Raw genomic sequence first — 15,078 nt, forward strand, 5'->3', positions numbered from 1 at the left:
AATAATGATTTAATGATAAATGAGTCTATTAAAAATTATCATTGCTTTTTTATTGAAAATTCAGACATAAACAATAAAAATTATGACGAGGTTAAATTTGAATTTTATGTGAATCTTTTTAAAAAAACATAGAATTATCAATATTTTCTAATAATAAAAGTCTCGTTTTCTTTTAAGAAACTTTTATTTTACTTTTTCCACTTTTAATCTCCGGACTAATAGGTCGCCCTTATTTTTTCTTGTAAATCCTTTTTTTTTCAAATAAAATTTTCAACATGGAAGAATCGTATAATCGAATTTTTCTATAAAATACTTAGGTTTTATCAATAATGTTGAAATGATCTTGCGAATGGAGGTGTAAATTTTCTACGAAATTTATTGAAAACGCTAACATTTAACTTATGACTTGCAGAAAAAGAAAAATAAAATTGTATCCTTAATTTTTTGAAAAATCAGACTTTTGTAGGTGAAAACAGGGGAATTTTCCCTAATAGTTTAACGAAAGTACTAATAATTTTTACGAAACAAAGTGGATGGGGAAAATTGTAATACAAGGGGGTCTTTTATGCGTTGGGTTATTTTAGGGTTTCTATTCTTATTATCAGTTTTAAACTATACAGATAAATCAGTTTTAGGATTAGCCGCAGAGCCAATCATGTCTGAACTAAATTTATCTTACGATCAGTTTGGTTTAGTAGGAAGTAGCTTCTTCGCTGCATACGCTGTCGGAAGTCTTGTTTTGGGTACATTAACGTATCGCTTCAACTCAAAATATTTATTAATGATGATTGCTAGTGGATGGACAGTAGCATTAGCAAGCGCTTATTTTGTAGAAACGTTGACACAGTTAATTTTACTACGTGTTGTTTTAGGTTTCTTCGAAGGTAGTACGCTTAGTATGTGCCTAGTACACCTTGCACGATGGTTTACTAGTTCACAACGTGGTCTCGCTACAGCCATTATGACTTCTGGTACAACAGTTGGTACGTATTTAGCTGCACCACTTTTAGTTGCAGGTATTACAAACCTTGGTTGGCAGCATACATTCGCAATGTTAGGGATAGCAAGCTTTGTATGGGCAGTCTTCTTCTTCTTTATGAGGGACGAGCCAAAGCAACCACTGGTGGAAGACGTAAAATCTTTAGCTTCTAACAAGGAAGTACCGTTCAAGCATATTTTAAAAGTATTAATCAGCCCTTATGTATTATCAATTTTTGTTATAGGTTTCGTATCAATGTGGATTACTACTTGGGTTCTTACATGGGCACCAACTTACTTAACACAAATCGTTGGTCTTGAGCCAAAGAGTATGAGTTTAATCTTCGCTGGAATGGGTATTACAGGTACAGTATTTGCCATTTGTGCAGGTAAATTTACAGATTACTTATTTAAGAAAAATAAAAGTCTTATCAAATCTTATGACCGTGTATTAGTCACAGTCTTACTAGTTGGTGCAGCTTCTTACGCAATGACAACGGTTGTATCTTCACCCGTTTTGGCCTGTGTTTTCCTAGGGGTGGGCTTAATCATGAACACAAGCTTATTACCGTTAAATTCTGCGATTCAAACAATAGTTATTCCGAAAAATTTAGTAGGTAGTGTAACAGGTTTTTCATTATTTATTGCAAGTATGGCTGGTATAATCGGTCCATGGATTACGGGTTACTTAATTACACTTGCAGGGGATGACGTTCGCGCTGGCTTTAATTCAGGGGTAGTAGTGATTGTTAGTTTATATGTTGTAACTGTAATCGTGTTATTAGCTACGCGTAAATTTAAAATTACAGCAACTGAAAAAGAAGATGCAAGTCGTGCTGCTGAAGAAGAGCAAATGAACTTAGATGTTGCAGTAGAGTAATAAAATTACTATCCATTTGCCATGACTGTAGACAAGCTCTAAACTGAGTTTGTTTATAGTCTATTTTTGTTTAAATAAAGAATTCATTTCAGGTCGCCTATCCTCGTTATTAAACTCCAACTCTAATTACCTATGTATTTCTATCAAATAGGGACCGTGACCTTGGGAGTACTTTAGTTCATATTAAAAAAGACATAAGAGGTTAACTCTACATGTCTTTTGTCGTCGTCAATCTGATGCAGGTTTACTTTCTTCATCTCAAGCTTCAACCAAATAATCACTTGAAATTCGTCAAATCTACTTTTCTTTTATTTTGCAAATTCTTCAAAGCTTAAGCTATTTGATAGGATTAGGGCCTGAATAACCAATAAAGTATACGCCGCAGCGGATGCATTTTTTAGTGATATTTGAAGCTGCTCTTCGACTTGTTTGATTCGGTATTGGACACCACCTATTGATAACGTCAACTCATCCATCGTTTCTTTTAAACGCTGGCTGTTTAATAAATAGACGTAAAGCGTGTACAACAATTCCTTTTTACGTGGGTCGTCGAAATCGTATAGGCCTTTTAACGTCTTTTTCCCCATTTCATGGATCTGTTCTATACTCATATTTTTGACGATATCGCCAAGCAGTCCTAAATCCTCGTAATCTGTTAGTAGCTTTTTGTTTGGGAAGCGTTGTGCGATACGCGCCTCATTTAGCGAACGTTCAAAGTCCTTAAAACCGTTAAATGTTCCGCTAAGCCCAATCGAATATTTATAATTGCAATTTTGCTTCTCCATCATTTGGAAAATCCTTAAAATTTTCTTTTGCCAGCTTTGTTTATTGTTATTTTGTGGATTAAGAAGAGCAATTTCTTCTCCAAGTACCGCAAAAATACAAGGTAATTCCGCTTCTTTTGCCAACTTAAATAACTGTGTTAGCTGGTCATGAATATCAATGATTTCGTTATTTTTCTTTTTCTTTTGCACACTAATAATGCCTGTAGAAAACGGTGGCTGAAACTTAAACGGTAAAAATTTATAGTATGATTCGATATCTTTAATATTTCGATTATGGATTAACCGTTCTAATAATGAGCTTCGCAGACGTTGTTGCTCTTCAAACTGAGCTTCCTCGTATAAAATACACAACGCCACGACAGTTGAAATCCGTTCTAAAAATAAGTGGTCGTTTTCATCAATGCGCTCGTCATCGAAGTAAAAAAAAGAACAGTTTGCATAATTTTTTTTATTAATAAGAGCAGGAGCGGTCAACTTCCAATAGCTATTTCCTTTGTAATGCGAAACGTTGTGCTCATGGTCAAAACCGATAATTTTGCTGTATCTTTTTGAATTACATCATGCTGTATATCTGTTAAACCAATTGTACTTAATGGATTGCCGTGTATATCCTCAATTAAAATTGGAATGTTTAACAGCTCATACGCAGCGTACACAATCTCATCCATTGAATGCTTGTCTGTTACTTTTTGCGTGAGCTGACCCTGAAACATGGAAATTTTTTCGAGCATTTGCTTGTGATGCAAAAGTGCATCGTAGGTCATTTCAAGCTCAGTCAAAATGTTGTCGTTTTGATAAAGGTAAATAAGATCCTCCTTTTCCTCGAGCCAATCGCGCTCCAAACGCACTTTAAACTCGCAACAAGGATCGCCTTTTGCGATGCACTTATATTCGATGGCAATAATTGATTCCCCAAACTCATATGTCAATGCACCACTCGCAAAACCACATAACATATGGCAAACACATTCATTTGATAAACCGTAATTTTTAAGATGCATTTCGGCTTCAAATGATTCTACCCATTGTCCCCACGTATCGATGCATTCAATTGTGCCATCTGGATGACGCACAATTTCCCCCTTGAAAATGACATCTTTTACGTGACCTAAGCGTGAGTGGCTTTTACCGACAGGATTTGTTTTGTTTGTATTTTGGAGCTTATTTTTTGCTGACTCCATTCCAAACTCTTTACCAAATCGGAATAAAAAGCCTTTCGTTTTATGAGAGCCCATGTTGTTTACTAAATTACTTTTTAATGTTTGGAAGGCATTTGCTGACATTAAAATATTTTTTGTTTCGCTAGAATTAAAGGCAACTTGACTCACCAACACCACATCCCCATTGAATTTCTATTTCACCATGTTACAGAAGTGGAATTCATTTTTCAATAAATTTTAAAGATTAAAACTACTTTTTTCAATAAAAATCGCTATGATGTTAAAAATCTTTAACCGTTATACTCAGAACATAATAGATTAGCCAGTCAACACAAGGGGGCAAAATGATGACAATTTTTGAAGGATTTCATAATAGCTACGTACTAGCAAATGGTGTACGTACACATTATTCGTGGGCTGGAACAGAAGGACCAGCAGTAATCTTACTACACGGTGCAGGACCTGGAGCTTGCGGCGCAGCAGGGTGGCGTTTAATGTTACCGGCGTTAGCAAAAGCAGGGTATCGCGCATACGCAATAGACCAATTATCAATGGGCTTTACAGATGCACGCCCTCATGCATGGCCAGTAAATGGTCACCAAAGCTTAGTAGATCATGTACATGATTTTATTGAAGCATTATGTCTAGATGAAGTATCACTTATCGGCAATTCACAGGGTGCTTACGTTGCAGCTAAATATGCAATCGACCATCCAGAAAAAGTGAATAAAGTCGTTTACATTGGCAGTAATACAATTTATCAAGCAATGCAAGAAGTACCAGAAAGAAAGCTTCGTTCATTCTTAGAAGTGATTGGTTATGACTATACAGAAGAGTCGTTACGTAAATTTATGTACCGTAATTCAACTGAAGACACAGTCATTCCTGAAGAATTAATTCAATTACGTCATCAAGCAGCAACTCGCCCAGGCGTAAGAGAATCAAATCAAGCGTTCGATGCTTACTTAGCAAGAATGAATGAAGAACCAAAGCTTTGGGATCGTTATTGCATTAAAGATACATTACCAAAATTAAAAATTCCTGGCTTATTCATTTGGGGGAACCAAGATGCGGTTGCACCAGTTGAAACAGCTTATAAGCTTGAGCAATTATTACCAAACATTACATTCGAATATATCGAAAACTGCGGTCACCAAGCACAAACTGACCAACCAGAAATCGTGAACAAACTTGTCATCGATTTTTTAGCAGTGGGAAAAGACCAAGCAGTTACAGCACAATAAACGATTTTAGAAAGGAAGGATCAAATGGTAACAGTAGTTGAAAATAAAGCGCTTTATGAAGAAATTATAGAAAAAGCAAAGCGTATCGGTGAAGCTGCAGAGTTAGAAGCACTTGAAGCTGATCGCAACTCAACAATTTCTCCACGCATTGCGGAAATTATCCGTGAAGAGGAAATTCATCGTTTAATTTTGCCGAAAGAGTTTGGCTATCCACAACTTGATTGGCGTACGTTCGTTGATCTAGTAAGCAAGGTTGGTTACCACAACTTATCTGCTGCATGGTTAACATACTTTTTCTCAGCTCATAACTCTTGGGTATGTTACTATCCAAAGCATATTCGTGATGAGGTCATTAATCAAGGTGGCTTCGTAGCTGATGTATTTGCACCAATCGGCAAAGTAGAACCAGTTGAAGGTGGCTATACGATTTCAGGTAAGTACAATTTTGTAAGCGGTATCAACTACTGTGATTGGGTTGGCGTTGGCGCAATGATGAAATTCGAAGACAACGACAAGCCTGAGCGTGTAGGGATTTTATTAAAAGTTTCTGACTTAGAAGTTGTGAAAACGTGGGATTCGCTTGGTCTTCGTGGATCAGGTAGTAATACATTAATCGTCGATAATGTGTTCATTAAGCCTGATGCGATTTTGCGCTTTAGCAAAATTATCGAAAAGAGCCAACCACCGTATGAAGATTTCGATCAAGACTACCTATACTACAACACACCATTCTACCCTGGCTTCTATGTAGGGTTCGCAGCGATGGCTGTTGGTGGTGCAGAGCGTGTAGTTGAAGAATTTGAAAAGCATACAGCGGGTCGCGTACGTTTCTCTGGCGTAAACGAGAAAGACTCACCGACGAGCCAACGCGTGCTTTCGGAGTTAAAGCTTGAAATGCTTTCTGCTAAAACACTATTAAATGAATATATCAAGATGATGGAAACAGATAAAGGTGGCCCATATGAAGGTGCCCAATATAAAGCCATCCGTGCAAAAATTATTGATAAGTGTACGCAAATTGGCGTAAAAGCACTACTTACTTTAGGGGGACACGCATTATTAAAAGGTCACCCAGTTGAGCTATTCACTCGAGACTTAATGGCAATCGCGACACACATTACTTCTTTATATGAAGATGGCATTTTAGGTTACGGTAGACATTTGTTTGGTGTTCAAACAAACATTCAAGGGTAACATTGCCAACTGAACATGTAATTTATAAAAATAACTAACTAACCATGAGGTGAATATAGATGGAGAAATTTATTTACGCACCAGAAATTGCAAAATTAGGACACGTAGCTTTAGTTTCAGAAAATCTAGAAAAATCTTTAGAGTTCTTCCGGGACACAATTGGGTTAGAAGAAACAGAAGTTGTAGATGGCGTACACTACTTACGCGCTTGGGGTGACTTCGAACACCATACATTATCTATTACAGCTGGTGAAACATCTTACATTGATCATATCGGCTGGCGTACAAAACGTCGTGAGGACGTAGCAACTTTCGCAAAATTATTAGAGGCTGCTGGAACAGAAGTACGCTACGTACAAGCTGGCGAAGAGGTAGCACAAGGGGAAGCAGTCCGCTTCGAATTACCAAGTGGTCACCGCTTTGAACTTTACTACGATATGGAAAAAACACCTGCTGATGAATCACGTAAATCCGTGCTTAAAAATCAGACGTATAAATCTTGGGCGAAAGGTGTATCTCCACGCCGTATTGACCATGTAAACTTACAAACTTCTCACGACAACGCTGAGATTGTACAGTATTTAAAAGAAGCACTAGGCTTCAAATTGAGCGAATATTTTGTAAATCCAGATGACGTACAAGTAGCGAGCTGGTTATCAGTAACAAACTTAGTCCATGACGTAGCAATTATGTCTACACCACGTTCAAAAGCGCCAAACGAAATGCACCATATCGCTTACTGGTTAGATAATGCACAAGATTTACTACGTGCTGCTGATATCTTATGTGAAGCGGATATTCAATTCGTAGGTCCTGGGAAACACGGAATTTCTCAAGCCATGTACATTTACGTAAAAGACCCAGGAAGCGGTTTACGTCTTGAAATCTTTACAAACGGATACTTAATCTTCGAGCCAGACTGGGAGCCAGTAAAATGGAGTTACGAAGAGTATTTGAAAAACGGTTCTGCATACTGGGGTGACCGTCGTCGCGATGATGTAGATCGTGAAGCACAAGTAAAAGAATTAGCAAAAGCCTAATAATTAAACCACCAGTATTCATGATGATGAACGCTGGTGGTTTCTTAGGTAATAAATATGAATAAGGAAATTCTGACAGGAAGGGGTGTTACAGTTGACAGCAATGTTAAAAGTATTGGTCTTATCTCTAATTGGCGGTTATATTTTTAGCCTGCTACACATCCCGATTCCATGGATGCTCGGCCCAATTGTTATCGTCATGTTAGCTCAATTTGTTTATAAAGGACCGCTCAAATGGTCTGGTCAAATGCGTGATTTAGGTGTCGTTATGGTCGGTACCGTAATTGGTGTACAATTTAACATCGATTTATTCGGCATGATGGGTTCGATTTTATTTTACATGATAACCCTAAACGTTATTTTAATCGGTGGCTCAATCGGCATCGCCTATTTAACGAGTAAATGGACAAAAATTCCGCTGAAAGCTGCTGTACTAGGGGCTATCCCAGGCGGTTTAGGACAAATTGTCGTATTTGCTGAAGAAGAAAAAGTTGAAGAAATTGGCCTTATTTCTTATTTTCAAGTAATTCGGCTGTTACTGGTCGTTGTATTCGTACCGTTTATTGTCGCCGGACATGTAATAAGTAAGCCTCCAAATGACGCGAAGCTAACGATTAGTTTAGTATTATTGATTGCACTTGCATGGGGATGCTCACATTTAATGCAACGCCTTCATTTGCCCGTTGCATTTTTCATCACACCAATTATTTTGTTAATTACGTTGCAACTCACAACACCCATCGCAATGCCACAAGTACCTGGCATCGTCATGGTCATTGCACAGCTGTTAATTGGCGCGCATATTGGTTTAATGCTCAAGCCACATATGATTAAGCTTCCAGTACGCGTCCTTGTAGGTGGCATTGTTAGTGCATTCGCATTAATTGCGCTAACATTTGGCTCAAGTTTCTTAATGTCATTTGCATTAGAGACATCCTTTGCTACAAGTTTTCTAAGCACAGCACCAGGTGGCTTAGATCAAATGGTTTTATTAGCTGATGCAGTAAAAGCAGAAGTCTCGCTTGTTTCGATGTTCCAAACCTTCAGGCTACTGTTTATCTTTATTATCATTATGCCTTTAATGAAAATGTTTTACCGATGGAGAGAAAAAAAGGAGATTGTCTACGATCAAGACAGCAGTCTAATAAAGTCTTAATCTAAAACGAATTTCTCTAAATATAATTAAGAATCTATAACTATGATGAAGGCGCTCTGAGCACTCGAATTTAGGTCAGTGGGGCGTTTTTTTGATTGATATAAATATAGATGGAATTTAGCTATATATAATAGTAGAAACTCAGTATTTTTTGTATCTAACGAGGGAAAGATGTTGCTGGGTTAGCAGTTCCTTACTTATTTGTTAAATTAAATGAAATTCACTGTTTCAAATAAATTACGATACCTGTGTTCTTAATATATAGGAGATCGTTGAGCTAATGAAAAGGGGGCGATGATATGGAAATGGAAACGAAGTTTTGTAGAGAATCACGTGTACTACGTTCAAGTAGGGTTTTTCCGAACGATTTTAATAACCATAATACGTTGTTCGGAGGACGTTTACTAAGCGATATGGATCAGGTTGCTTCCATCACAGCCGCAAAACATAGTAGACGAGAATGTGTAACAGTTTCAGTAGATGGAGTCGAATTTTTACATCCAATTCGTCCACAAGAGTCGGTGTGTTTTGAATCGTTTGTGATATGGACTAAAAGAAGCTCATTGGAGATTTTCATTAAAGTGCATGCAGAGGATTTACGTACAGGTCAATCAAAAATCGCAGCTATTTCCTATTTCACATTTGTAGCACTGGATGAAAATAAAAAGCCAACACCCGTGCCAAAAGTGATTCCAGAAACTGCTGAAGAAAAGTACCTACACGAACGAGCAAAATACCGAGCTGCCCTTCGTACGGAAAAAATAGAAGTAAATAAAGAAATCGTCTCCTATTTAAAGGAGCATGGCACATCTCCTAAAGTAATTATGGATTATTCAGAAGGAGAATGTTAAATAGATTTATTGAGCAGTAGCGAAGTTTATCTACATATTCATATGAGGATGTCTGTCTAACAATAAAAAACGTTAAAACCCTATCCCCTTGGGAGGGTTTTATTTGCTTATTACGCTAAATGAACCTACTTTTTATAAGGTTTTTCAACATCTCAACTTCGTATACGAATATACGAATATATAAATATATATTTAATAAATGATATAACAAAGCTATATTAAAAATCTCTTTAATAAATACTGACAAAGGAAAAACCGCGAGGGTCGACTGTTCTTCATCCGACATCTCGTGGTTTTATTAGTTCTCCTCATTATTAAAAGCCTCGACCATAAACTCAAACTGACGCTGTTGGCGATCGGTAAGCTCATTTTTTACATAACTATCGATAAGTTTCTGCAAAATCGCATAGGTTTTATTCTCGTCCATAAATGAACCAAGTAAATTTAACTCAGAATGAATTACTGCGGGTACTTTAATGCTTTTTGTACTATTCTTTTTACCAACATTGTTTGTTGTTAGTTTGGATGGCTTTTCCTGTTCAGCAACTTTAGTTGGTCCAGTATAAGCAAAGTCCTCTTCCTGTGTTTTCTTCACAGGTGCAGGGGGTTCCATTAAGGGTTTTTTCTTTTTAATCAACCCACTCATATTTACCTGCCTCCTCGAAGTGCTTTAGTTTTTCAAGCATTTCGTCTACAACATCGATAAACACTTGATGGGCTTTATTATCATGTTGGTCCTTGTTAGTGATACCTGTGACATCCCATGCTTTCAGTCGTTCTTGGTGTTTAACAACATTTTTTAATACATTCTCTTCACCGAATAGTTCTGTTGCGCGTTCTATAGTAGCTACATCAACGCGACCACCTGGACGAAGGAGTACTGGTAACACACCCACCACTTGAATATCCGCATCGTAGTTATCGGCCATAAACTGTAAGTATTTCACATACGTTTCGGCACCTTCTAATGACAATTCTTGTGCTTGTAAGATGATTAGAACATAATCAGCTGCCATCATTGCATTATCAGAAAAGTCACTGATAGTTGGAGGAACATCGATAAAAATGTAATCATAATCATCGCGAATTGGATCTAGTAACCGCTTTAAATATGTAACTTGGTCAATTTCTTCTTTTACATTTGCATATAAAAACTTTGGTAGGTTTTTAAACGAAACTTGTGCAGGAATCATATGTAAGTTATCAGTTAATGGAACAATACATTCTTTTAAAGAGCCGTTTTTGAACCCATCAAAAATACTTGCATTAATTTCTGTTACTCCTGTTGAGCGAGCAATTAATGTGCTCGCATTACCTTGTGGATCCATATCTACTAAAAGTACTTTCTTATTTCGTTCAAAAGCAAGCTCCCAAGATGCCATTACAGATACCTTCGTTTTACCAACCCCACCTTTAAAGTTCCCAACCACAATCGTTATCGCCATATTCAAAATCTCCTTATCTATTTGATTCCGTTTCTATTAATTAGTAGCAACAGTATATCAAACAGAAGTAGAACTTTGCAAAAGTATTATTTGCAAAGTTCTACTTTTGCGAGAAAAGAAAAATATAGAGCTTAACGTTTGGAAAACTACTAATAGCCATAAAATAATTTGTAACACAAATGTAATATTAGATCTACTTTCTCGCAAAAGTGGAAAAGTAGAAATTTCCACTTTTGCGAGAAAGTCAAACTTCTTAACAAAAGTGGAAATTTCCACTTTTGCAAAGTAGAAATTCATAGAGGAATAAAAAAAACCCTTGATATAACTGACATATCAAGGGTTTTTTTTATAGAAAAAATTCAGTCTGTAATCAAACTTTCTCGCAAAAGTGGAAAAGTAGAAATTTCCACTTTTGCGAGAAAGTCAAAAGTTCTAACAAAAGTAGAAATTTCCACCTTTGCGAGAAAGTCTATCAAAGTCAAGTGTTTTCAGTAGTTTACAAGAATTTTATTTTATGGTTTATTAAAAATATCTTAAATAAATTTTTAGGCAAAATAAAAAAGCCATTCCTCTAGTCTTTGGCCGGACAATGGAATGACTTCAAATCGCGCCTAACAAACACAAAAGTGAATGCTAGCAGTATTTTCATATAATCGGTGTGCAGGAACACACTGACTATATTTATATCATATATATGATAGTTGATGTACTGATTATAACAAGCTAATAAATAATTTTCAATATTCTAAGTCTAAAAATAGATTTTGGTACTTTTTTAACTATGGAAATTTTTATTTTGATAGCTTACTGGCATTCACCAAATAAACTAGAGGTGACTATCAGTGGCTATTTTTGTATCTACTAATCAATTATTAGATGTCTATAATACAATCCTTCGTGAAGGTTTAACTACTTATAAAACAAAATACTCCAAAGCAACACTTCCTGCACGCATCCAAGCTGAAAAAGCAGATAGGCAAAATAAAAAAGGCGCTGTCTTTGTTGTACGCTCTAAATCAGACTTCACATCAAACGGTGTAAAAGGTTACATTGTCACTTCCAAAGAAACGCTATTAGAAGATGCAGCAGGACTCACTCACTTCACGCCAAACATCTACCGCCAATACAACTATTCAGATGAAAAACGTCGCATGATCCGTGGATTCGAAGAAAAGAATCTATTACAAATCAATACATTCGTAATAGATATTGATACAAAACGCCATAGTGTACAGGACATTCTTTTAGCCTGCGTAGATGAAAGCATCGGAGCCCCAACTTTAATCGTTGAATCGGAACGTGGTTACCAGGTGTATTTTGTGCTTTCACAACCTCTATTTATCTCAAACAAAAATGACTTCCGAGGACTTACTATAGCAAAGCGTATTTCAGATAACTTAAAAAAGAGCCTGAAATGTATGGATGCAGACCCTTTCTGTAATGATTTTGGGTTTTTCCGTATCCCGAAGCCAGAAAATATCGCATGGCTTCAACTAGATCAAACATACAGCATGGCGCAATTAATCGATTGGTCTCGTCGTCAAGATGACGAAAATAACAGACCTTTATTTGTTATGCCTTCAAAGTTAACAAGTGTTTCGGTGATGCGATCAGAATGGTTCACTAAACTAATTCAAGCAGTTGATATAAAAGGTAAAAAAGGACAACTAGGGCGAAACAATACCATGTTTACGCTCGCTTTAGTGTGCTTTTCTGAAGGTTGGGAAAAGGAACGCACATTTGATTTTCTAGATGAATATAATTCGAAATTAAATTACCCACTACCCCTAGCTGATATTCAAAGTCTATTAAACTCTGCGTATTCTGGAAAATACAAAGGTGCAAGCAAGGAGTATATTGAAGAGTTATTGGCTCTGTATGTAGAAGGCAGCACATCCATTCCAGTCAAACTCGGCTATAAAGGTGTCTGGTACAAGTTCAAAAAAGACCGTGAAGATCGCGTACGTTCTCATTATGAAGAATGGGAACAGGATATCATTACTTACATTTCTGCTGAAAAATCCAACTCAGAAATGTTTCTTTGGCATACACAAAAAGAGCTTTGTGAGGCAGTTAGGATTCCACAAAGCTCTTTAAATGCATTATTAAAACAATCTACTAGGCTATTAAAAACAACAAAAGGCAAAGGTCGTAACGCCAAAACGGGTTGGACAACGATCAGCCTGTTTATTCAGTATGTCTTAAATAAGGCAACAGAGCTTTCAAAAAGCAAAGGGCTGTATCGCTTTGGGTTGCAAGAAGTTGTAGCTAAATGGATTGGAGAATTAGAAGCTATAGCAGGCTATGATTTATTGATAGATTACTTGGCTAAATTAGGGGTTATTATCCCAACAACTCCCCGTGAAAATAAAGAAAGATGGCCTGGTTAAATTAATACTCCACTATGCCTTACATATTTCTATTTACGTTTCAGTTTTAGTAGAGTTCCAGTCTAGATGTTCGATGATATTATAGTTGATATATTATGCAAATTAAGAAGTAAAACTAGTTTGGTAGCAGTGTTGTAGATTATTTATATGTTTGTAATTATTATATTAGTTTAGTTATAAAATTGTTATTTATGTTTTAGGGGCGAGAAGGGCTTTAGCCCAGCCCCTTTTGGGGAACTTCTCGGCTCCTGCCAGACGGTGATATATCTGATACAGTGTGAAAAATATAAGGCGCTATTATATCTTATTCAAACTGAAGATTACATTTTTAAAAGATAATGAATTATTATCTTTTTGTCTTATAAAGATTAAGGTGCACTAAAACGTAAATCTTAGGCTTTAAATTAAAGTTATATTTGTTATAACATGGATCAACTCGTTATTTTATTAATCTCACAAAAGTGGAAATTTCTACTTTTGTGAGATTAATAAAATAATAAGTGTTTAATCCGACAATCTTCACCATCTAATGTCTGTATTTGATGAACGGTTTTTAAAGGATGTTAGTTATTTTTTACGAATTGTATGTATTGAAGGGGTGATAGATATGTCTGATACAGCAGATATATCGGTTATATCAGTTATATCCGATACAACAATTGGAGATGATTTAATTTATGATACAACAATGGTCAGTAAATTCTTAGGTGTTCAAGAAAGCACACTTCGAAAATATTGTTCTTTAATGCAAAAACATAACTATGAGTTCAACAAGAATTCAGTTGGACATCGAGTTTTTTATAAAAGAGACATCGAAGTTATAAAGAAAATTGTTGATCTTAAAAATGATGGATCATTGACATTAAATCAAGCTGTAAAAACTATTTTAGATTCGGATATTGATAATATTGAAGATATAACAGATATAGAAGTAATACCAAATCATGATTATAAAAAGCTTTTAGATGAATTTTCTGCGTATAAAAGAGAACAGATGGAATTCAACAAAGAACAAATGGAGTTTAATAAAACCCTAATTGAACAACTTCAAAAGCAAGAGCAATATATAAAAAATAGCATTGATGATCGGGATAATAAGTTAATGCTCGCTTTAAAAGAATCGATGGAATCAAGAAGACAGATTGCTGCGGCTGTTACAGAGCTTGAAGAAGCGAAGAAAAAGAAAAAACAGTGGTGGAAGTTTTAGGATTAAATCCGTTAGGGAGTTCTTGTTATTACTTATAGAATAAAAAGCAAAAAAACCTAACAGAAACATTTCTAAGTTCTGTTAGGTTTTTTTGCTTTTCTGTAACGCTACAAATTTAACTAGGAATGAGTAAAATGTAGGGATTCAAAACCCTATGATTTAATCTTATAAAAGAATCTTTAATCTCTTGTAAAGGAATTTTTAAGATTTTATTAAGTCGTAAAGGCATGCTTTTTTAATAATCTACTAACAGGAAAGAGCAATATATTCTATTTTTTACTCTTATAATAGTAGGAAAATAAAAAATAGATATTCCCTTTAAATTTTTTATTGACCTCTTTATCGCTATTGTGATAATATAATTTAGCTGTCGCAAAAAGTTGACGATATGTTAAAAACCTTATCGATTATAGTTTGAAATAAGGTGTTGACAAAATGGATATTATTTTTATATAATATATACCTAGCTGTTTCGATAGATAAATAACTTTTTTGAAACAGTGATTGACAAATAAAATTATATATAATATAATATAATTCCTGTCTCGAAAGACAGTTGTGATGAACCTTGAAAACTGAACAACAAAACGTTAATGAAATAAACGTTTCTTTTAAATAAGAGACAAAATTTTGGACATCATATTGATGCCAGCAAAAATTTGAGCTTTATCAAATTTTCTTTTATGGAGAGTTTGATCCTGGCTCAGGACGAACGCTGGCGGCGTGCCTAATACATGCAAGTCGAGCG

12 protein-coding genes and 1 rRNA gene are annotated in these 15,078 nt (G+C 35.7%); 9 read left to right on the forward strand and 4 right to left on the reverse strand.

Annotation, left to right across the window (positions count from 1 at the left end):
• The first annotated feature begins 565 nt into the window (after nt 1-565).
• Nucleotides 566-1,858 carry an MFS transporter gene (locus JOD29_RS19295; protein ID WP_124766947.1) on the forward strand — a complete coding sequence of 431 codons (1,293 nt, stop codon included), beginning with the start codon at nt 566-568 and terminating at the stop codon, nt 1,856-1,858.
• A gap of 308 nt (nt 1,859-2,166) precedes the next feature.
• Here JOD29_RS19295 and JOD29_RS19300 read toward each other — a convergent pair whose 3' ends face one another.
• Both JOD29_RS19300 and JOD29_RS19305 read right to left on the reverse strand, forming a co-directional pair.
• Nucleotides 2,167-3,117: a PucR family transcriptional regulator gene (locus JOD29_RS19300; RefSeq protein WP_124766948.1), complete on the reverse strand. Its 951-nt coding sequence runs from the start codon at nt 3,115-3,117 to the stop codon at nt 2,167-2,169.
• Nucleotides 3,114-3,971 carry a V4R domain-containing protein gene (locus JOD29_RS19305; RefSeq protein ID WP_124766949.1) on the reverse strand — a complete coding sequence of 286 codons (858 nt, stop codon included), beginning with the start codon at nt 3,969-3,971 and terminating at the stop codon, nt 3,114-3,116. Before JOD29_RS19305 ends, JOD29_RS19300 begins: the two co-directional genes overlap by 4 nt.
• 179 nt (nt 3,972-4,150) lie before the next feature.
• Here JOD29_RS19305 and JOD29_RS19310 point away from each other — a divergent pair, with 179 nt between their 5' ends.
• From JOD29_RS19310 to JOD29_RS19330, 5 genes are all read left to right on the forward strand, one after another.
• On the forward strand, nt 4,151-5,047 hold the full coding sequence (locus JOD29_RS19310; RefSeq protein ID WP_158610615.1) for an alpha/beta fold hydrolase: 897 nt from the start codon (nt 4,151-4,153) through the stop codon (nt 5,045-5,047).
• Between the two features lie 24 nt (nt 5,048-5,071).
• Nucleotides 5,072-6,241 carry an acyl-CoA dehydrogenase family protein gene (locus JOD29_RS19315; RefSeq protein WP_124766951.1) on the forward strand — a complete coding sequence of 390 codons (1,170 nt, stop codon included), beginning with the start codon at nt 5,072-5,074 and terminating at the stop codon, nt 6,239-6,241.
• Nucleotides 6,242-6,300: 59 nt separating this feature from the next.
• The gene (locus tag JOD29_RS19320; protein ID WP_124766952.1) at nt 6,301-7,281 is read left to right on the forward strand and encodes a VOC family protein; all 981 of its coding nucleotides are present in this window, start codon (nt 6,301-6,303) and stop codon (nt 7,279-7,281) included.
• A 103-nt stretch (nt 7,282-7,384) separates the two neighbouring features.
• Nucleotides 7,385-8,437, forward strand: coding sequence for an AbrB family transcriptional regulator (locus JOD29_RS19325; RefSeq protein ID WP_239585822.1), 1,053 nt, complete (start codon nt 7,385-7,387; stop codon nt 8,435-8,437).
• Between the two features lie 305 nt (nt 8,438-8,742).
• Nucleotides 8,743-9,288, forward strand: coding sequence for an acyl-CoA thioesterase (locus JOD29_RS19330; RefSeq protein WP_192894268.1), 546 nt, complete (start codon nt 8,743-8,745; stop codon nt 9,286-9,288).
• Between the two features lie 298 nt (nt 9,289-9,586).
• Here the strand turns inward: JOD29_RS19330 and JOD29_RS19335 are convergent, their stop codons facing one another.
• Together JOD29_RS19335 and JOD29_RS19340 are read right to left on the reverse strand one after the other, a co-directional pair.
• Nucleotides 9,587-9,934 (reverse strand): hypothetical protein, encoded by a 348-nt coding sequence (locus JOD29_RS19335; RefSeq protein ID WP_124766955.1) that lies wholly within the window; start codon nt 9,932-9,934, stop codon nt 9,587-9,589.
• Nucleotides 9,918-10,733, reverse strand: a complete 816-nt coding sequence (locus JOD29_RS19340) for an AAA family ATPase (RefSeq protein WP_124766956.1) — start codon at nt 10,731-10,733, stop codon at nt 9,918-9,920. Before JOD29_RS19340 ends, JOD29_RS19335 begins: the two co-directional genes overlap by 17 nt.
• A gap of 842 nt (nt 10,734-11,575) precedes the next feature.
• Here JOD29_RS19340 and JOD29_RS20770 point away from each other — a divergent pair.
• From JOD29_RS20770 to JOD29_RS19355, 3 genes are all read left to right on the forward strand, one after another.
• The gene (locus JOD29_RS20770; RefSeq protein WP_124766957.1) at nt 11,576-13,123 is read left to right on the forward strand and encodes a primase C-terminal domain-containing protein; all 1,548 of its coding nucleotides are present in this window, start codon (nt 11,576-11,578) and stop codon (nt 13,121-13,123) included.
• A 529-nt stretch (nt 13,124-13,652) separates the two neighbouring features.
• A complete protein-coding gene (locus JOD29_RS19350) occupies nt 13,653-14,330 on the forward strand; it encodes a MerR family transcriptional regulator (protein ID WP_205101739.1) in 678 nt (225 codons plus the stop codon).
• Nucleotides 14,331-15,010: 680 nt separating this feature from the next.
• Nucleotides 15,011-15,078, forward strand: a 16S ribosomal RNA gene (locus JOD29_RS19355); the annotation flags it as partial.

Origin of the sequence: Lysinibacillus composti (assembly GCF_016908465.1) — a bacterium.
Lineage (GTDB): Bacteria > Bacillota > Bacilli > Bacillales_A > Planococcaceae > Ureibacillus > Ureibacillus composti_A.